This is a genomic window from Acidobacterium sp. S8 (genome assembly GCF_009765985.1).
Taxonomy (GTDB): domain Bacteria; phylum Acidobacteriota; class Terriglobia; order Terriglobales; family Acidobacteriaceae; genus Alloacidobacterium.
Window position 1 is genome coordinate 8,113 of the sequence record NZ_LMUM01000037.1, and the last position, 16,966, is coordinate 25,078.

Annotated in this window: 22 protein-coding genes; 3 read left to right on the forward strand and 19 right to left on the reverse strand. The window is 58.4% G+C overall.

Annotation, left to right across the window (positions count from 1 at the left end; genetic code table 11):
- The 3 genes from GSQ86_RS18790 to GSQ86_RS18800 form a co-directional block, all read left to right on the forward strand.
- On the forward strand, positions 1 to 192 hold a 192-nt coding region (locus tag GSQ86_RS18790), incomplete at its 5' end, for a hypothetical protein (protein WP_216841209.1).
- Between the two features lie 1,097 nt (positions 193 to 1,289).
- Complete coding sequence (locus tag GSQ86_RS18795) at positions 1,290 to 2,261, forward strand: LysR family transcriptional regulator (RefSeq protein ID WP_158751735.1); 972 nt, start codon at positions 1,290 to 1,292, stop codon at positions 2,259 to 2,261.
- 14 nt (positions 2,262 to 2,275) lie between these two features.
- The gene (locus GSQ86_RS18800) at positions 2,276 to 2,905 is read left to right on the forward strand and encodes a hypothetical protein (protein ID WP_158751736.1); all 630 of its coding nucleotides are present in this window, start codon (positions 2,276 to 2,278) and stop codon (positions 2,903 to 2,905) included.
- A 2-nt stretch (positions 2,906 to 2,907) separates the two neighbouring features.
- Here GSQ86_RS18800 and GSQ86_RS18805 read toward each other — a convergent pair whose 3' ends face one another.
- The 19 genes from GSQ86_RS18805 to GSQ86_RS18905 all read right to left on the reverse strand — a co-directional run bounded on the left by GSQ86_RS18805 (position 2,908) and on the right by GSQ86_RS18905 (position 16,959).
- Positions 2,908 to 3,813, reverse strand: coding sequence for a CpaF family protein (locus GSQ86_RS18805; RefSeq protein ID WP_158751737.1), 906 nt, complete (start codon positions 3,811 to 3,813; stop codon positions 2,908 to 2,910).
- Entirely contained in the window at positions 3,810 to 5,846 is a 2,037-nt protein-coding gene (locus GSQ86_RS18810) for a type IV secretory system conjugative DNA transfer family protein (RefSeq protein WP_158751738.1), read from the reverse strand. Before GSQ86_RS18810 ends, GSQ86_RS18805 begins: the two co-directional genes overlap by 4 nt.
- A gap of 16 nt (positions 5,847 to 5,862) precedes the next feature.
- On the reverse strand, positions 5,863 to 6,180 hold the full coding sequence (locus GSQ86_RS18815; RefSeq protein ID WP_158751739.1) for a hypothetical protein: 318 nt from the start codon (positions 6,178 to 6,180) through the stop codon (positions 5,863 to 5,865).
- A 282-nt stretch (positions 6,181 to 6,462) separates the two neighbouring features.
- A complete protein-coding gene (locus GSQ86_RS18820; protein WP_158751740.1) occupies positions 6,463 to 7,506 on the reverse strand; it encodes a hypothetical protein in 1,044 nt (347 codons plus the stop codon).
- A gap of 2 nt (positions 7,507 to 7,508) precedes the next feature.
- The gene (locus GSQ86_RS18825) at positions 7,509 to 8,369 is read right to left on the reverse strand and encodes a hypothetical protein (protein ID WP_158751741.1); all 861 of its coding nucleotides are present in this window, start codon (positions 8,367 to 8,369) and stop codon (positions 7,509 to 7,511) included.
- A 193-nt stretch (positions 8,370 to 8,562) separates the two neighbouring features.
- The gene (locus tag GSQ86_RS18830; protein ID WP_158751742.1) at positions 8,563 to 8,799 is read right to left on the reverse strand and encodes a hypothetical protein; all 237 of its coding nucleotides are present in this window, start codon (positions 8,797 to 8,799) and stop codon (positions 8,563 to 8,565) included.
- Between the two features lie 2 nt (positions 8,800 to 8,801).
- Positions 8,802 to 9,107: a hypothetical protein gene (locus tag GSQ86_RS18835; RefSeq protein WP_158751743.1), complete on the reverse strand. Its 306-nt coding sequence runs from the start codon at positions 9,105 to 9,107 to the stop codon at positions 8,802 to 8,804.
- A 106-nt stretch (positions 9,108 to 9,213) separates the two neighbouring features.
- Positions 9,214 to 9,369 carry a hypothetical protein gene (locus GSQ86_RS18840; protein WP_158751744.1) on the reverse strand — a complete coding sequence of 52 codons (156 nt, stop codon included), beginning with the start codon at positions 9,367 to 9,369 and terminating at the stop codon, positions 9,214 to 9,216.
- Positions 9,366 to 9,584: a hypothetical protein gene (locus GSQ86_RS18845; RefSeq protein WP_158751745.1), complete on the reverse strand. Its 219-nt coding sequence runs from the start codon at positions 9,582 to 9,584 to the stop codon at positions 9,366 to 9,368. Before GSQ86_RS18845 ends, GSQ86_RS18840 begins: the two co-directional genes overlap by 4 nt.
- Positions 9,581 to 9,784 carry a hypothetical protein gene (locus GSQ86_RS18850; protein ID WP_158751746.1) on the reverse strand — a complete coding sequence of 68 codons (204 nt, stop codon included), beginning with the start codon at positions 9,782 to 9,784 and terminating at the stop codon, positions 9,581 to 9,583. The genes GSQ86_RS18845 and GSQ86_RS18850 overlap by 4 nt, the downstream gene beginning before the upstream one ends.
- Positions 9,785 to 9,838: 54 nt before the next feature.
- A complete protein-coding gene (locus tag GSQ86_RS18855) occupies positions 9,839 to 9,991 on the reverse strand; it encodes a hypothetical protein (protein WP_158751747.1) in 153 nt (50 codons plus the stop codon).
- Positions 9,992 to 10,023: 32 nt separating this feature from the next.
- The gene (locus tag GSQ86_RS18860) at positions 10,024 to 10,431 is read right to left on the reverse strand and encodes a single-stranded DNA-binding protein (RefSeq protein WP_158751748.1); all 408 of its coding nucleotides are present in this window, start codon (positions 10,429 to 10,431) and stop codon (positions 10,024 to 10,026) included.
- 175 nt (positions 10,432 to 10,606) lie between these two features.
- Complete coding sequence (locus GSQ86_RS18865) at positions 10,607 to 11,020, reverse strand: hypothetical protein (RefSeq protein ID WP_158751749.1); 414 nt, start codon at positions 11,018 to 11,020, stop codon at positions 10,607 to 10,609.
- Entirely contained in the window at positions 11,017 to 12,819 is a 1,803-nt protein-coding gene (dcm, locus tag GSQ86_RS23165; RefSeq protein WP_216841210.1) for a DNA cytosine methyltransferase, read from the reverse strand. Before dcm ends, GSQ86_RS18865 begins: the two co-directional genes overlap by 4 nt.
- Positions 12,816 to 13,202: a hypothetical protein gene (locus GSQ86_RS18885; protein ID WP_158751750.1), complete on the reverse strand. Its 387-nt coding sequence runs from the start codon at positions 13,200 to 13,202 to the stop codon at positions 12,816 to 12,818. Before GSQ86_RS18885 ends, dcm begins: the two co-directional genes overlap by 4 nt.
- 5 nt (positions 13,203 to 13,207) lie before the next feature.
- Positions 13,208 to 13,885 (reverse strand): VirB8/TrbF family protein, encoded by a 678-nt coding sequence (locus tag GSQ86_RS18890; RefSeq protein ID WP_158751751.1) that lies wholly within the window; start codon positions 13,883 to 13,885, stop codon positions 13,208 to 13,210.
- 4 nt (positions 13,886 to 13,889) lie between these two features.
- Positions 13,890 to 14,714 (reverse strand): type IV secretion system protein, encoded by an 825-nt coding sequence (locus tag GSQ86_RS18895; RefSeq protein WP_158751752.1) that lies wholly within the window; start codon positions 14,712 to 14,714, stop codon positions 13,890 to 13,892.
- A 3-nt stretch (positions 14,715 to 14,717) separates the two neighbouring features.
- A complete protein-coding gene (locus GSQ86_RS18900; RefSeq protein WP_158751753.1) occupies positions 14,718 to 15,587 on the reverse strand; it encodes a hypothetical protein in 870 nt (289 codons plus the stop codon).
- Positions 15,588 to 15,726: 139 nt separating this feature from the next.
- Complete coding sequence (locus GSQ86_RS18905; RefSeq protein ID WP_158751754.1) at positions 15,727 to 16,959, reverse strand: TrbI/VirB10 family protein; 1,233 nt, start codon at positions 16,957 to 16,959, stop codon at positions 15,727 to 15,729.
- Positions 16,960 to 16,966 lie beyond the last annotated feature (7 nt).

The following is a 16,966-nucleotide window of genomic DNA, read 5'->3' on the forward strand; positions in this document are numbered from 1 at the left end:
GGCTACGGGACTCTGGTTGGCTTCGAGATAGAGGTGGGTGAGACCAGCAAGACAGGAGAACGCTGGCCCTTTCTGTGGCACATGCTCAGCGTTGGCGGTCTTCCCGCCATCACCGCGCTCTCCGCACTCTTTCCGAATGTAGGCAATTTTCTGTTTTCCTGGATACAGCCGCTGTTGGCAACGCTCCATTAGTGCTGCGTCTCGATTAGAAGAGCATAGATTTGGCGAGCCCGGATAGGATAAACGCGGTTATGGAAAAGCACAAAACCAGTGAGGCAAGCTGGACCACGGGACTTCGGCAGCAGCCGTTCATGGACTTAGCGGCCTGTTTTGCCGTGCGAATGCCATTCACCCGCCCGCGAAGCGGGCCGCCTTGCGGAGAAATTTTGGTCCAGCCACTGGAAACTGAGCGAAAACTCGGGTCGTGCCAGGCGAATCTACACAACTCAAGATGGGCGAACCCGAACTCCATGTACATCGTCGTATTCATCCCGATCTAAGAATTTGTCCCAAGGATAGGGAGCGCGTCCAAGATGCGATCGCATATTGTTCCAGATGCTTTGTTTCGGGAGTACCAGGGCCCGAGGTGAGACAACGGAAACTGAAACGCAAAACCTCCCGATGGGGCTGACCGTACTCGATACCAATGTCATTGTCTCCGCTGGGATCAAGCGGACGGTTTTCCTGCGCGAATTATTCAGGGTGCCATTCAAGAGGCGAACATCCAAATCGCCGTGAGCCCTTTTGATCGTTGGGGAATACGGGGCGGGCCTAATATTACAATTCGCACAATGACCTTCCTCCGGCGTGGCTGAGGTTCCTGATAGAAGGCGCGCTGCGGTTCCCGGATGGAGCATCCTGCCCACATCCGTTCCCGATCCAGATGACGCATGTTCCTCTCCCTAGCCAAAACAACCGGTGCATGGCTCATTACGGGTAATTTCAAGCACTATCCCACCGAATCGAGAGCGGCGTGATTGCCCTTACCCTGCGGAGTACCTGGCCATATTGGATGAAACCTGCTGAATGAATCAAATAGGTCATGTTCCCTGATCGCGCAGGCGTCTAGATGAAGGTTTTTCGATGCTTCCGCCTCCCCGCGTTGGGTAGGCCGTTTCGGACATTTTCTTTCCCAAAAATATCTCTGAGGGGTCAGTGTGTCGTTTGAGCCAAGTAAATTTGGCCACTTTTGCATATTGTTGTGCGAGAAGAGTCGAAATCCGTAAGGATAAGAGAAGTACGAAAGTCGAGATATCTGAAGTTGTAGCTCAATAACGCCAAGGCTCAAGATGCAGGACGACGTTACGATCTATGACTTGAAATCCGTCATTACAGTGGCGCAGGAGGGCAGCGTATCACGTGCAGCGACACGTCTGCACATGTCTCAGCCTGCGCTGAGCCGCAGGATCCACCATGTCGAAGCGGTGGTAAAGGTGAGGCTCTTTTTTATCTGGCACGGAGGAGCGCGTTTGACCGAAGCCGGCAAAGCTTGTGTCGAAGAGATTTTTCACGTTTTAGATCATTACGACCGGGCAGCACGGCGAGCGCGGAATGCGGCAGGACGTGAGGCTGGCGTTCTCGAAGTGGCCTATTCATCATGCCTTTGCCCAGAGTTGTTAACGATTGTCTCGGACCTTCATTTCGAGCGACCGGATGATCCGGTTCTGAGGATGACAAGCCTGCACACGGTCGGAATTATCCGAGGTGTATTGGACGGGCAGGACCAGGCGGGGATCGGCTATCTTCCGATCGCCTACTCCGAGCTCGAAACCAGAGAACTGCTGGATGAGGACCTGATGCTGTGCATTCCGGCGCGGCACCGTCTCTTTCGCCTTAACCTCATCTCTCCGCAAGACCTCGATAGGGAGCCGCTGATCGGTGTATCAGAACATGCGCTGCCTGAAGTTCATAGGGAGATCACCACCTATTTCGAAGTCCTCGGCATCGACCTGAACGTGATCGCGCAGCCCTTCACATTCTATGAGGCGATCCACATGGTGGCGGCAGGCAGAGGCCTTGCGATGGTGAGCAGCGGTTGGTCGCACCTGACGAAGGATGGCATTGCCTTCCGGCCTCTGGCGGACAAACTGCTGACCATGAAGAGCGGAGTCTTTGTGAGGCGGGACAACCGCACCGAGGCCGTCAACGATTTTCAGAATCTGTTATGGACAAGAACGGAAAAGCTCAGGAACGAGCGGCAAAAGATACGCTCGATCTGCGTCACGGGTCCGCCTGAACACAGGCGGGCAAATGGAAACTGACAGATCGGAGGATAATGCGCAGACTTATCTTAGTTTCACTGACTGCTTTTCTTATACTCGGCGGCTGCAGCAACGAGAAGAAACCGAACTCGGCCAATTTCACGAAAGCGATCAATCAGTATCTTGCGAAGCACGGCCAGGTATGCACCTACTTCGCGCAGACGTTTCCGATTGATATTCCCGCATCTGAGTCGAAGGACCAGTATGGCATCGCGCCGCAAATGGCCGCGCTGGAACATGCTGGCTTGGTGCATGGACGCAACACGACCGCAGTGATCCAAGGAATGATGGGCGCGCTGGGACCATCGGCTCCGCGGCCCGTGAGGCGTTACGATCTGACGAATGAAGGAAAAAAATACGTTCAGGTGAAATCCGACGTTTTAGGTCAGAGCAACGCGTTCTGCTATGGCCAGAAAACGGTGGATTCCGTCGCCAAGTGGACGGAACCGGCAGCGATGGGACCGTACATGCAAAGCGAGGCCACCTATACCTACAAGATTGCAGACCTCGCGCCGTGGGCGAGACAGGCTCAAGTGCAGCAGGCATTCGGCGATATACGAATTACTGTCAGCGGTATCTCGAAAGCCGACGAGGTGACAGGATTGGTGTTGACCAACAAGGGCTGGGAAGCTCTTGAGCAGTAGTTTCAATCGAAAGCTACTGCTTTGATCTCTGTGATGCGCCGCCATTCGTACTGCTTGGCGACGTGCGTGACCATGTCGATGGATCTTCTGCATTCATCTTCAACATCTCGCAAATGAACACCGCCTGATCCACGCATGGCAAGTTGAGCCAGCCGACGCAAGGCGTCTTCGGCGCTGTTGGCATGGATGGTAGTCAACGATCCGCGATGTCCGGTGTTGAGCGCGTCGAGAAAGACACGCGCCTCCAGCCCGCGAATCTCCCCCACGATAATCCTGTCCGGCCTATGGCGGAGCGCTGCTTTGAGCAGGTCTGCGAACCCAATCTGGCTCTTGTGGGTGTCGAGTTGGGCCTCGGCGGAGATGACATGCGGCTTCCTGATAGAGAGCTCCGCGACATCTTCAAGGATCAGGATGCGGTCCCTTTCAGGGATAAAACCGGCCAGCACATTAGCGAGTGTGGTCTTGCCCGAACTGGTTGCGCCGGAGATCAGCAGGTTGTCGCCACGCCGCACGGCATCGGCCAGCGTCTTCGCCTGAGCTTCGGTCAGGGTCTTCCGCTCGATCAGATCGTGGATGGTGAAGTTCCGCGCAGTGAATTTGCGGATGGTCATCATCGGATTCGGGTTGACCACGGGCGGGATCATCGCGGCCATGCGGCTGCCATCAGGTAGGCGTAGGTTCAGGATGGGAGAATCAGCGTCGAGTTTTTTTCCGAACTTGTTAGCGATCACTTCGAGGCCAGTGGCGAGCGCGTCTTTCTCAAACCGGACATCCGGCAGAGGCTGAACACGACCTGCTTCTTCAATCCAGATTGAGCCGTCAGGGTTGACCATGATTTCTGAGATGGTCTCGTTCAGTAGCAAAGACTCGATGGGCTTGAGGAACGGAATGATGATGTCAAAGCTCACGCCGGTATCCTCCGGGGATCGAAGCCGATTTGCTCCTGCTCAAACCAGGTCATGCTGATGGGCAGGAAGTCCGGCTTGAGATAGCAGTATGTCGGCTGCAATGGGGTGATGCCATCGAAGGCGACCACAATTGCCTGCGCGTTTTGGAGATCGAAGAAAACCTTTTCCTCGAAGAGCGGTTCCGTGTGTTTCTGATACTGCTTGGAGGCGGAGACGGAGCCTTTGTTGGACGAGGTGCGGCCAGAGAGCCATCCGACGTTGGCATTCGTCGAGGATTCGGAGACGGTGTAGCTGATCCGCGTGCGGTCCGCCTTGCCACAGAGTTCCGATGCGTAGCGCGCGGTCTCAGGATCAGAAGTGGTAAGGAAGACCTTACTGCGGAACGCCTGCAGCAGGATCTTCACGCCTTCATTGGGGAGCGTGTCTTTCAGGCTGGCGATGCTTTGCGTGGCGACGATAGGGATGCACTTCGGCTGGCGCGAGATCGAGAGAAATCGCTCGTCGCCCGTAGGATTGTCGCCGCCGACCGTGGCGAAGTTCTGATACTCGTCACAGAGGAAGACAGTTGGACGATAATGCTTCACCGGCTCTGCATCCATCTTCGGGATGCGCAGCAGTATGGCTCTTTGATAGTCAATCTTCATTAAGGTGCCGATGGTTTTGGCCAGTGCTGGATTCAGGGCTACGGGAAAGTTCAGGCCAACGACGCTCCCAGTCTCGATCAGATCCTCGAACGGAGGCAGGACGCGGCCTTTGGGATCGCCGGCACATGGCTTGCCGTTATAGAGTTCCTTCGGCGGGCAGAAGACGCGCCGCACCTGTGGATCGGTCTCGAACAGCGAGAGGAAGACCACGATGCCCTGGATGATCGAGGTCTTGACCTCGGAGCGGAAGAATTTCCAGTGCTCCCAATACCAGTATCGGACGCTTTCGAAGCGATCATATTGTTCCGGCGAGTATGGCTTCCGGGTAAAGATGAACAACTCCGTGTTCGTCTCCTGAACCAGCAGCCGTTCCAACTCCTCGGTCCACACGGCTAGGTACTGCTTTGCCTCCTTATTCCACTCGAATCCAAGCGGAGACAGGAACGGCTCATGTTTTCGGTAATCACGTCTTCCGATGCCGATGTACTGCGTACCGCTAAAGCGCGATCCGACTTCGATCAGCATCTCTTCCAAACGTCCGGCGCTGATCACGGTGCGGAAGAGATCGACCAGCGTCAGGTATCCGTCGCGGACGCGATGAAGCAGAATTACATACCGGACCAGATCGGTGTAGGACTGCTGCCAGAACGGTTCCTTGCCCTTGCCCCAGATCGACGTGATGATGGAGGCGATATTGAATGCCTGTGCGTAGGGATCGAGCGAGTTGTTCAGCGGGTTATAGCGGATGTCGCCGTCGAGCGAGACCTCGACATAATCCTGCTCTCGTCCGCACCAGTTCAGGATGCGGCGAAGCTGGCGGCAGAGATCGCCTTTTACTTCGAGCACGACGCCAGAGAGCTTCCGTTCTGGATCGTGGGCGCGATAGGCGAACAACTGCCGCATGGCTGGAAGGACTAGGGCCGCGGTCTTTCCCGATCCGGTTGCGCCCACGATGCAGGTCCCGGTATAGAGACCGCGTTCGGGGATGGAAAGCCACTGCGGAGTTGGGCTGGTCCTGGGGACAAGCTGGCTGTGGACCTCTCCGAGGACCAGTGACAAGTCCTGCCTGGTACGTGGATCAGGATACGGAGGGAGCGGCCCGGCCATCTGCTCCGTCTCTCTCTTATATATGTGGATATAAGTGAGCGAGAAAAAGGTGGAGAGAATCAGGAACGGGGTGCTGTAGAGAAAAAGATCGTAGCTCCAGACGAGAGCGCGAAAGATCGGAGGCTGCTTCAGGGCAATCAAACGCAGCATAGGATTCATGATGTTGATGGGGTAGAGACTGCTCAGGGTGATACCGCAGGCCGCGCTCAAGCCGAACGAGAGCAGGATACGATACTCAATCAGTGAATGGGCGACGCCTTGTAGATGCGCACGAATCTTCATAAGAAAATTACCTCCTTCATGCTCTCGCAGCAGTGGGTGTCATCGATGGATCAGGCTTAGTCGCTGCATCGGCTACAGAGCGGATCGGTGCGGACGCGGCCTTTGGACTGCTGGCTGGCTGTGCGGAGTTCGGCGGCGCAGTTGCTTTGTATTTCTGGAAGTCTTCTTCCTGGGCCAGTGCAAAGCGCAGCAGTTCGTTGATGACATAGTTGGTTTCGTTGTTCGACCACTGCGCCAATAACTCAATGTCATCGGCGACGGTCTGGTCGATGGAGGATTGGAGCTTCGCGCGGCGCACCCGGCTCACTCCGTGAATCAGTTTCAGTCGGCTCATGATTATCTCTTGTGGATGAAGTTGCGATCTGTCGTGCATCCGTCACGGATAAGTTATGGATCAGTTCTGAATCAGTACCCGATACCGAACCAAGCCGCTTTGTATCTGTCGCAGATGAATCTGGTATCAGCAACAGATACGTTCTCGATACCTGAACAGCCGGGGGCGGGAGCGACCAGCGCGGCGGAGCCGACGCGGGAAGTGCGGAGCACTGGGGTCGCTCCCGCCCCCGGCATACACCCTTCCGTGACCCGGCTATCTCGGTAACTTGTTCTACCCGCATCAATAAGCCTCCATCGTGGGGGGCTGGTGTGGGGGCTGCTGAGGGGGCTGGCTACCTTCTTCGGATTGGCCCTCCTGCCGCAGCGTGTAGATCGGATAGCTGTATGGCAGGAGCTTCGTCGTGAAGGTCACGCGCAGCGGAGTCTGCTGGAATCGCTCGCGGATTTTGTCGGCGCTTGTGCTCCCGGCCTTCCATGCAGCATAGAGGGCCTGGTGTTCGAGCGTGGTGTAGAGCGCTTCTCCTTCGCGCAGAAGCTGCAACTCGGAGGACAGGACACCACCGCCTTCGGAGTCGAAGAACTGCCTGGCCCGCAGGAATTTCAGGAAGTGATCGACGCCCATCGGCGTGAGCGGAGTCACGCCGCGCATCCGGTCGGCGGGAAAGCAGCGCTCGAAGGCGGCCTTTGCCCGTCGCACATTGGCGTCGGTATCGGCGAGGTAGATCAACTCAGAGGCGGCAAGTGCGCCGAACAGCGGCTGATACTGCTCAAGGAAATTCTCGAACCGGGAGCTGCTGACCTGGCCTTCGTCGAAAAAGGTAAGGCACGGGACACCGATGTGGGAGACCAGGATGGGAAACCTCTCGGAGAAGTAGAGCGGCCTGCCCACATAGCTTTGCGGTAGTAATTCCAACTTCACGCCGCACTGCGTTGTGAAGAAATCCACCTTGGCCGCTTCCGTGAAGAGCACGTCCGCGCTGAGGTGATCGAGCATGAAGTCGAGCACCATGAGCCGGGACTTGATGTAGGCGTCGCTCTTGATGCGGCGATGCTGCGATCCGGCAAGGCCGAGAGCAGCATAGACGGGCTTTGCTGTCAGGTGGTAGACATGCCGCTTCTGCCCGCATTCGATGACTTGGATATGGCGATGGCGAGATGCTTTCGTAAGAAAGCGGATCGCTATCTTTCCGCCTGTTCGCTGCGTGAAAGAGTGGTACTGGCGACGGAGGAAGTAGCCGGAATGCACGGCAACCAGATACAGGAATGAAGCCTCGCGCTGGACATAGCCGATGGCTTCGAGAGATTGAATGGGGTCGTATTCCATAGCTACAGCTCCAGAATGTTTTCCATGAGGTGGCTGTCGCCCTCGATCTTTGCGGTCAGAGAGGAACGGTCAGCGGCAGAAGCGTAATTGCGGAATCCTGCCTGCGCCTTCGAGCGCAGATGGCCGCGGTGGTAGGCGGCGGTGAGGACTTCGATGTCCTCGTGGTCGGTGCGCGAGCCCTGATCCAGATCCAGGCTCGGGTCCTGACCGGCTTCGCGGGGAAGGACATACTCGATGCGCACGTCGGGAATCTGAATCCCGCCGTCCACGAACGGCAGATTGAACTGCTTGGCGACCTGCTCCTTGATTTCGGCCATGCCGTGCGTCGGGTCGGCTTTGCGCTCGCGGTAGATCGCCTTCTGCACGTCGGCTTTGATTTCGTAGTCGAGGCGCACGCGGAGGTTTGTGCCGCCCTTGCTCTCGATGCGTTCAGCCTCTTTCCGGTAGGCGCGGTAAATCTGCGAGTCGTGCTCGACTTCGCGTCGCTTGACCAGACCGGCATAGACCTTCTGGTCTTTGGGGAGGTCACCATCCTTAATAAGGAGGCGGCGGCCTTCTTTGGTGAGCGTGACCACCTCGACGCGCTCGATGCTGCGCCGCCGTCCGTCGCGGCGGAGATTGATGTGCGTGGTCTCGATGAGTCCCTTGTCGCGGAGATAGCGGAGATCGTTTTCGAGTGTGCCCGACTTGCCGCGATAGAGCGACTCGCGGAGGTCCGCTGTGCGGACGACGCGGAAGCGCCCGGCTTCGCGGAGAAGCTGCTTTTCTTCAGGCCGCAGCTCCAGCCCGACGATGTTTGTGGCAGCGCGCGATGGACGGCGCGGGTCGTCCGAAGACACAGGACGGCGGCGCTCGCGCGGCACGTCCTGGGCCGGGCTTTCTCCCTGCGAGGAGTACGAGGGCGGTCCCCGCGAGGGGCGGTCCTCCGATCGTCGGGCTGCTTCAGCCGGTGCTGCAAAGGGTTTTCCGGCACTGTCCGTTTAGGCGTCCGCGCATCATTGGGGGAACTGTCGTTCTCATCGCGGCGGCGCGGCAACTCCTGGGGAAGATCGAGTCTCATGGCTGTGTCTCCCCATCCTCACCGTGCTCCGCAACATCCGACGAAAATTCAATAACAGCCTGCGGAGCCACTGGTTCTGCGGCATCCGGGGTTTTCTGGCCGATGACGCGACGCACGTCGTAGTCGGCCAACCGCGTGAAGCGGTTCATCTCTTTTTCCGCGGCCTCGCGCATCTGGCGCACTTTGGCGATGAGGTCGGACGTGCGCTCTATATACTGCTCTTCGTTCACCATGGCTATCGCTCCTCCTCGTCTCCGAACTGCGCGAGCATTTCGTCCGATAGTTCGCTCTGCCCGGTCTGGATCTCCTGATCGAGATGCCTGAGCTTGCGGCCTGTATCACGCAGGAAGAACTTGCGCTCGATCCAGATGGTGAGGCCGAGCAGATTGGCGAAGAGCAGAGCGCAGTAAAGCGCGATGCTCTTCAGGTATTGGTGCAGGATGAGACTGCGCCACGGAGTGAGGAACTGCATCTCGCGCGTCAGCCAGAAGCCGAGGGCTAGGAAGATGAGTGTGGCGACAAAGACGGCATTGGCGATCATGATTGTGTCCTCGGGGGATGTCCTTTCCTTCACGCGCGCGAAGCATGCGCGGAAAGATAAAAAGAGGCAGAGAGGCAATAACCTCTCTGCCGAAAGCACGACGGCACTAGCCGTCGTAATTTTCAATTACGCCAACAGGAGGAATGTCCAGCTTGCGGACATGCGCGGCATGGACTTCATAGACTGGCTGTTTCAGGTTCACCTCGGCATAGTGGTGAATGATCAACCGGCCTTTGATCTCGACGTAGTCGCCTTGCTTCATCTCGCGTAGCGAGGTGCAGAAACCAGCGCCGGACAGATCACACGAAACCAGCCGCCGTGGGAAAGCCATTCGTTGGCTGGCCGCCACCAGACGCCGTCGTCCATGCAGACCGTGAGGATGAGGTAAGGGTCTTTGTCGGTGCGTTTCATCGGCGGGACCTCGGCATCTCTGCCGAGGAACCCGCGAAGTTTCACTGTGTTCCTGAAGAGGCTCATGGCTGAACCTCCGTGTTGTAGTCATCGGAGTCGCCGTAATCGACCAATGCTTCTGGCCGATCCAGCCTCTGAATGCGGACGGCAGGGACGGCATAGGTCGAGTGCTTCACCGGAAAGCGTTCGCCGGCAACGACTACGCCATGCTCCTGCTCCAGAGCGCGCAACTCACCTTCGACTTTCAGGTAGTCGCCGCGCCTCATGCCGCAGAAGAACGTGCCTGGGCAGATGATGCGATGCCAGTCGGTGCGCGGTATTCACTCGTTCTTGCCGAGATCCCATCTGCCGGAGACGGTCGCCAGCAGCAGAACTGCGAAGGAGTCTTCGGTGATTCCGTGTGAGGGGGGCGCCTCGGCATTTTTGCCGAGGAATCCGCGTAAGAGGACGTTATTGGCAAAGAGAGTCAGCATGTCGCACCTCCCGTGAGGGAGGACAACGCCGCTTACGCGGCGTCATCCTCCGTGATGGGATCGGCGTCGAGGTTCTCCCCCTTGGCCGGTGCTGCCAGCTTCTTCACGGTGTTGGCGCGCACTTCCTTGTCGCGGAAGGTGACCTTGACCTTGCTCTTGCTCTGCCCGACTTCCTTCTCGTACTCCGTCGAGCGCAGCTCGCCTTCGACTTCCACGTAGTCGCCCTTCTTCAGGCCCTTCGCGTAGTCAGCGGACTTGCCGAAGGCGACGATGCGGTGCCATTCGGTGTGGTTCACCCACTCGTTCTTCTGCTGGTCCTTGTAGCCGGACTTGGTGGCGAGCGAGAGGACGACTACCGTCTTCTGATTGCGGGTTGCGAAGTTCTCGGCATCCTTGCCCAGGAAGCCCTTCAGAGTGATTTTGTTTTCGTAGAGTGCCATTGCTTTTCTCCTGTTTGGATTTGCCCTGTTTTTACTCGGGGACACTCTTGCGCGAAGCGACGTGAGGTGCCCCGCTCCCAAGGCCGAGCGGCGCTTTTTCGGAAGGTTCGGAAAATCTTTTCGTCCGCGTTCTGTGCGGAGATTTGCCGAAAAGATTTCTGAAAGCCGAAACCCTCTAGGGCGGCGCAGCCGAAGCAGAGCCGTGCCGTGCCGCAGGGCGCGGGATAAGCACCGAGCGAGTGACCGAGTGAGACATGGGAAAAATCCGGGAGAGATGGCGCTCTAGGGAAACATCCGTCTGAAGGTGTCTGGACGGGGGATGCGTAAGATTCGCAACCCGCACGCCGGAGTCGTCGTCCTGTCCCGCCTCCGATGCGGCGTTGACCAGCGGGGAGTGGATGAACCACGCTCGGCAGCCTTCCGCATCGTTTCCTATCTGCCGACACTTTGCGGAGGGCGGTTCCTGGGCGACTACGTGGAAGGCGAAACTGCGCGGTCTAAAGTACGAGTGAATGCGGGTTGGGCGAAGGTCAAGGTCTTCTCTCTTTCGCAAGGAAAGCGCCAACACCGTGAAGGAGCGGAGGCTCATGGCTCTCTCCTAGCGCTGTGCTCACGGAGGATTTGATCGACGGCGGCGATGCGTTGTCCGATCCAGCGCATGACGGGGACAGCCATCGAATTGCCGAGAGCTTTGTAGCGGGGGCCATCGGCTGCGAGCTTGCCACGGTACTCGACCAGCGTGTATCCGTCGGGGAATCCCTGCAACCGCTCGCACTCGCGCGGCGTCAGCCTACGCACGGCCATTTGGGGCGTCATCACGTCATCGACTCGCCCACCTTCGCCGCCACGCTGAAGGGTCCCGGCCATGTCGGTCGATGCCGTGAGTTCTCCAGACCAGGAGATGGACTGCTTCTGAAGCACAGCCGTCGTCGAGCTGTTCTCCATGCTGCCGGGAGCGCGGGTACGAAGGCTCCCCGCAACTTCGGTCGATGAAGCGGCGCTTGCCGTGCCGTCGCTTCCGTGGAGGGTGAACGCGACGGTAGCCGCATTCCGGCCCGATGCATTCTGGCTTGTTCCAAGCGAGTGCATCACATCGCCGGCCAGAACGTCACCGGACTGGTTCTGCGAAAATGCGATGGCTACCTGTCCGCCGCCATTCGAGTGGCTTCGATCATGTCCGATGCCGCGCAGCGTCGGCGCAACATCGCTCGCATCAGCGCCGGAGTCCTTTGCGGAGAAGGCGACATAGCATTGCTGTTTCAAGCCTGGCTGCGCCGCCAGCGCGCCGACTGTTTTACCGTCTCCGCCGTGCAGCCGCACCTCGTCACGGCTGTTTTGCGCAAAGGCGACAGCCTGAGCGCAACCGCTCTCCAGAGTGTGAGCAATGTCCTTGGAGAAGCCGCTGCCGTTGGACTGGGTATGTGCGGTGCAGATGGCGACAGGCACCGCGGGCGTTCCGCGCCCGGTGCCGTCCTCGCTCGCGTCGAAGCCATCGGCTGAGAGCGCATGAGCAATCAGCGTCTCTGTCTCGTAATCCTGTCTGCCCATGCCTCCGGCATTCAGGCAATGCGAGATTTCATTTGTTAATGAGAGGACGCCCGCGCCTAGTTGATTGCGGACGAAGCCATCCTTGCATCCTGTGTCGATGGTGGGGGCGGTGTCTGTGAGGCGACCGCCAGCAGGGCCGACTTCAACGCCTCCGGCAGCTCCTTGCCGCGCTTCTCGGCGCGGCGGAGGATACCCCGACAGGCCCGCGAACTCAAGAAATACGGCTGCGGGACCTCTCCAGTCTCCAAGATGTCCGACAACGAAGACGCGACGGCGTCGTTGGGGTACTCCGAAAAATCTAGCGTCCAGAATTCGGTAGGCGATCCCATACCCGCACTCGACCAGCATTCTGAGGAAGGCTCCAAACGTCCGTCCTCCGTCGATCGACAGGACACCGGGGACGTTCTCCCACACCAGCCAAGCGGGCCGGAGGCGATCAGCAAGTCGAGCAAACTCGATGGTGAGGTTGCCACGCGGATCATCCAGTCCCGCTCGCTTACCGGCGACGGAGAAAGACTGGCAAGGTGTTCCTCCGGCCAGAAGGTCGATTGTTCCCACATCGTCTTTACCTATCTTTGTGAAATCGCCCCCATTGATGATCGCGCCATCGGCAGGCAGAGCAATGATGTTGCGAACGGCCGCCGCGCGCTGCTTAGCCTCTTTGCGCGTTGTTGCTCCATGTGGACTAGGCATGTACACAAGGCGCGATGCGCGATAGCGCGAGCGCAGCAGCCAGCAACAGAACGGGTCGATCTCCGCGAACATGGCGGGTTGCCAGCCGAGAGGTTGCCATGCAACCGATACGGCCTCGATGCCGGAGCAGACAGAGAGGTACTTCATGCGCCGCCCCGAGGTTGCGGGCCACGCTTCCGCGCGCACAACACATCGAGAGCGCCGAGGATATGGGCCATAGAGGTATTGCGGCCATAAAGCACCATGTCCGCGTAGCGGATAGGTGCGAGATCGCCGGCACGGTCAACGAGCAGGAGCGGAATGTGCAAATCTGATTCGAGTAGGCGATGGATCAACCTGCCGGCGGGGTCGCCCTGTCTTGCGTGGATCAGGACGCCGCAGACAAGCTCACTTGCCATCATGACGGCAGCGGCACTCCGGCTGTCGTCAACGGCAGTGACATCGTAGGGTTGAAGACGGAGCGCGAAGGCCGTAGCGGATAGCAATTCACGGTCGGGACAATAGAGCAAGATGGGTTTCTTCGGTCGCATGGCGCTTAACTCCCGAACGCCTGATCTTCGTGAACGTAGCTGATGACGAGGCCAAGAGGATTGGTGAGCAGCATCTGGTTGGGCACTTGGTCGCGGAAGCTGTAGATGACGTTCGCCGTCCAGCGTTCCCGCCGCTGTTCCTGCTGGTCGCCGGGGGAACGGAAGACTTTCTCAAACTCCACATGCGCGCGATAGGGAAGCTGGCGCGCGTCTTCGAGCACCACAGCCTTGATCTCGATGTCCACATTGGGCTGGCCGGGATCGAGCAGGAAGTTTTCGAGGGTCTTCTGCTGGTTCACCTTTGCCAGCGTTGTCGACTGCAACGGATCGGAGAGAAAACTCAACGACTGCGAGAAGTCGCGTTGCAGCGTGGCGTGATTGCGTCCGTAGTAAAGCTCGCACCAGCGGGCGAGATAGTATTTGCTGACGCGCTCGACAGGGATTTTCGAGAAGTCGTCATAGTTCATCACCTGCCCGCGCCCGATGTCGTAGACCGCGATGACAAGCGGCTTCAGCCGGGAGGCAGCGGTCTCGGCTCTCCAGAGGAACGCAAGCAACGCGAGCGTGACGAGGGAGAGCACGAGCAGCGCGATCTTCAGGTAGGTGTTGGTCACGACAGGCTCGGCATAGAGTTCGAGAAACCTGTGCCCCGCTTCGGTGGTAGAAAAAGATGTCTTTGTCATGGCGTTAACTCCCCATCGGGTTGACCCAGGTTCCGGCGCGGCCACTGAGAATCGCGCCGGTCAGCTCCGGTATCTTGATCAGGCCGTAGATGCAGACCATGAGCGTGATAAAGAGGGCGGGCAGCACGGTCAGCGCATTCGAGATGCTGATGCTGCCGATGACCTGAAACATCGACGTGAGCACCTTGGCGAAGACGTAGATGAAGGCCGAGGCGATAACTTGATAGAAGCTGAAGCCGATGAATGCCTTGAACCAGCCCCAGAAGAGCCAGTCCATCTTCGGCACAATGAACCAGGGAATGAACATCGGTCCGATGAGCACGCAGACTGCCGAAGCGACAAGGCCGTATGCGATAACGGCAAAGGCCACAGCCTCCATCGCGGCGAGAATCACAGCGATCAGAAGGTAGGTCAGGTCTTCGAGGATGCTGTACTTGCCCGGCGGGGTGCCGAGCTGCTTTTCCGCATCGAGGACGGTGTTGACGATCTGCTGGGTCTGGTCCGACTCGATCTGGTTGGAGATGTTCTGGGCTTCCTTTGTCACAAGATCGCTGAAGCTGTAGCCGATACCTGGGATCGGCGACGAATAATACGTCAGCATGCCGAGGCCGAAGGAGATCATCAGGATCAGGTCGGCGAACTTGGCGAAATGGAATCCGCCGCCATGCCCCTGCGCGGCGGACAGCGCGGATTTGATGCCGAACCAGGCAATCAGGATCACGGCCAAGCCACGGAAAATATCCAGTCCCGTAGCCTGCAGCGTGGCGCTGTTCGACGTGATCAGTTGGGTGATTGCCTGGTTCAGAGCGGTAAAAGGGTTTGGCTGCATGGCTCAGTGTCCTGTGGTTGAGAGGGAGACGGAGTGGATGGAATCGCTCACGCCGGAGGTCATGTTCTGCATCAGCGTGGGGAAGTTCTGCTGGAAGTAGATCGACTGGTTCATAAGCCGATTGCGTTCGTCCAGTTGTTCTTTCTCATCGAGGGCCTGTTGCGCGGCCTGTGCGGCGAGGATCTGGTTGGTGTCCTGCTGCGAGTGAATCTGCAACATGGTGGCGGAATTGATCTTGCCGAGCAGGGCGTTCGAGGTCTGCTGCGAGGGATCGTTCGAGTAGGTGTCGGATTCGAGATTGGCCAGCTTCTGCTGGAAGGTCTGCGAATCAGAACGAATCGTTCCTAACGTGGACAGCGAATTGGTCAGTGTCGCCTGGCCGAGTTCGGAGGACGCATATTGGTTCTTAATGACAGCCTGGGTTGTAGCGTCCTGGCTGGAGAGGCCGCTGCCGGGATAGCTCTGCAACGGAATGACAGCGGCGCTATATGCCGACGTGACGCGAGTGGGATTGCCAAGATCGAGCGCGTTGATCCACGCGGACGTGTTGCCATAAGTGTTGGGCGCTGACATGGAAGAGAGATTGGTCCACATGGAGAAATCTGACTTATAACGTACGGCGAGGTTCTGCGGCATCTTCGACATCTGGTAGGCGAGGTTGTAGGCGGCAATGACCTGGGTCATCGTTTTGTAGGTGGAGGTGTAAATCTGCTCTGCGGTTTGGAGGCTCTGCGACCCCTGCTCGATCTGCTGGATTGCATGGGCGCTTTGTGTGGGGTCGTAGACGATGCCTGATCCGAATTGCGCGTGTGCCACAGGCGCGAGCGCGAGAACGGGTGGAAGAGCGAAATAAGCGAGTCTGCTGATCTTCATGACAAGTCCTTTCTGTGAGCGCCGAGCGCAAGCAACGGCGCATTGGTAATGTAGCGATAGGGAGAGGGTTTCTTCGGAGGCGAGGGGGAGGCGCAGCCGACCACGAGCAGGCCGAGAAGCGCGAGCATTGCCACGCGCGTCACATCACCCCCGGCATGTCGTGGTTCTCATACGCGGGCAGCAGCATGTCCTGCGTGAGATAAATCTTGATGCGGTGGCCTTCGCGGATGGTGATGGTGGGTGGAATGTTGATGAACTTGTCGAGAACGTTGGCGCTGGAGGTAGCGAGGCTCTCGGCCATACCCTGCCGGTACATACTGGAACCGTTCTCCTCGTAGCCGGAGTCGGTCGTTGCTTCGGCTGCGCCGGCGATGATGCCGAGCGCGATCGATGCACCGAAGATTTGGATGTAGTGGTTGTTGACCTTGTCTTTCAGGCCCGTCTCACCGGCCTGATCGAGACCGTGGAACTGGTCGAGATCGACGTTGTAACCGTCAGGCATGATCATGCGGTGGAAGGCGACAGCGAGGCGCTTCTGGCCGAACCCAGAGACCTTCTGCGCATTGCCAAGAATGAACGTGCCTTCGGGAATCAGCACATGCTGGCGGTCCCGGCTGTAGACGGGGTTGGTCACCATGATCTTGACCGATCCGATAAACTCCCCATCGAGGCGAGTCACCAGAGAGGTGTCGATGGTGGTTCCCTCGAAGAGCACATAAGGCTGACCGTGAGCGGAGTTGACGTTCACCTCTGGCGGGTGCTTTTCATTGGCATCAGAGTGCTGCGAAGCAGGCACGATGGATGAAGCGGGAGAGTTATTCGTTGATGGAGTGCCTCTGACAGCAGCGGGAGCAGATGAGGCCGCGCCAGGAATCGTGTCATCGCCGGAAACAAGGTTCGACGCGAAGCGCGCTTTGAAGGCCAGCGCCTTTTCCGCGTCCGCAATGGGATCACGCGGCGGCTCAGTGGAGGGTGGCGACTGCGTAGCAGGAGCCATGCCATTTGGCTGTGCGGATGGATTGTTGCTGGTAACAGGGCCAGTAGTATTGTCTTTCTGCGCCTGGGCCTGCTGTTGCTGGCTCTGCCGCTGGGCGGCGCTGAGGTCCTGCTCCAGTTCGTGAATCTTCTGCTGATTCACATCCGTGGACAGAGCGGCGGACGATGGCGTTGTGCCGGTGGCCGAGGGCTTCGGGTGGTTCTTCGAGAACATCACCGCCATCAGAATCAGGACGGCGAGGCCCGCGACGACATAACCCTGCGCCTGCTTTGGAACGACGCCTTCCGGCAGCCTGCGCTTGTCAACGACGGCTGGAGGTGCTGCTGCCGTCTCCTGTTCCTGTGCTGTCGTGATGTTTGCTTTTTCCTCTGCCATCGGCGCA

Coding starts and splice junctions, on each gene's coding strand:
- GSQ86_RS18800 (WP_158751736.1), top strand. CDS start 2,276: ATGCGCAGACTTATCTTAGTTTCACTGACTGCTTTTCTTATACTCGGC.
- GSQ86_RS18900 (WP_158751753.1), bottom strand. CDS start 15,587: ATGAAGATCAGCAGACTCGCTTATTTCGCTCTTCCACCCGTTCTCGCG.
- GSQ86_RS18835 (WP_158751743.1), bottom strand. CDS start 9,107: ATGATCGCCAATGCCGTCTTTGTCGCCACACTCATCTTCCTAGCCCTC.
- GSQ86_RS18855 (WP_158751747.1), bottom strand. CDS start 9,991: ATGCTGACTCTCTTTGCCAATAACGTCCTCTTACGCGGATTCCTCGGC.
- GSQ86_RS18795 (WP_158751735.1), top strand. CDS start 1,290: ATGCAGGACGACGTTACGATCTATGACTTGAAATCCGTCATTACAGTG.
- GSQ86_RS18865 (WP_158751749.1), bottom strand. CDS start 11,020: ATGAGCCTCCGCTCCTTCACGGTGTTGGCGCTTTCCTTGCGAAAGAGA.
- GSQ86_RS18850 (WP_158751746.1), bottom strand. CDS start 9,784: ATGAGGCGCGGCGACTACCTGAAAGTCGAAGGTGAGTTGCGCGCTCTG.
- GSQ86_RS18840 (WP_158751744.1), bottom strand. CDS start 9,369: ATGAAGCAAGGCGACTACGTCGAGATCAAAGGCCGGTTGATCATTCAC.
- GSQ86_RS18890 (WP_158751751.1), bottom strand. CDS start 13,885: ATGACAAAGACATCTTTTTCTACCACCGAAGCGGGGCACAGGTTTCTC.
- GSQ86_RS18810 (WP_158751738.1), bottom strand. CDS start 5,846: ATGAAGATTCGTGCGCATCTACAAGGCGTCGCCCATTCACTGATTGAG.
- dcm (WP_216841210.1), bottom strand. CDS start 12,819: ATGAAGTACCTCTCTGTCTGCTCCGGCATCGAGGCCGTATCGGTTGCA.
- GSQ86_RS18905 (WP_158751754.1), bottom strand. CDS start 16,959: ATGGCAGAGGAAAAAGCAAACATCACGACAGCACAGGAACAGGAGACG.
- GSQ86_RS18860 (WP_158751748.1), bottom strand. CDS start 10,431: ATGGCACTCTACGAAAACAAAATCACTCTGAAGGGCTTCCTGGGCAAG.
- GSQ86_RS18845 (WP_158751745.1), bottom strand. CDS start 9,584: ATGAGCCTCTTCAGGAACACAGTGAAACTTCGCGGGTTCCTCGGCAGA.
- GSQ86_RS18815 (WP_158751739.1), bottom strand. CDS start 6,180: ATGAGCCGACTGAAACTGATTCACGGAGTGAGCCGGGTGCGCCGCGCG.
- GSQ86_RS18830 (WP_158751742.1), bottom strand. CDS start 8,799: ATGGTGAACGAAGAGCAGTATATAGAGCGCACGTCCGACCTCATCGCC.
- GSQ86_RS18895 (WP_158751752.1), bottom strand. CDS start 14,714: ATGCAGCCAAACCCTTTTACCGCTCTGAACCAGGCAATCACCCAACTG.
- GSQ86_RS18820 (WP_158751740.1), bottom strand. CDS start 7,506: ATGGAATACGACCCCATTCAATCTCTCGAAGCCATCGGCTATGTCCAG.
- GSQ86_RS18885 (WP_158751750.1), bottom strand. CDS start 13,202: ATGCGACCGAAGAAACCCATCTTGCTCTATTGTCCCGACCGTGAATTG.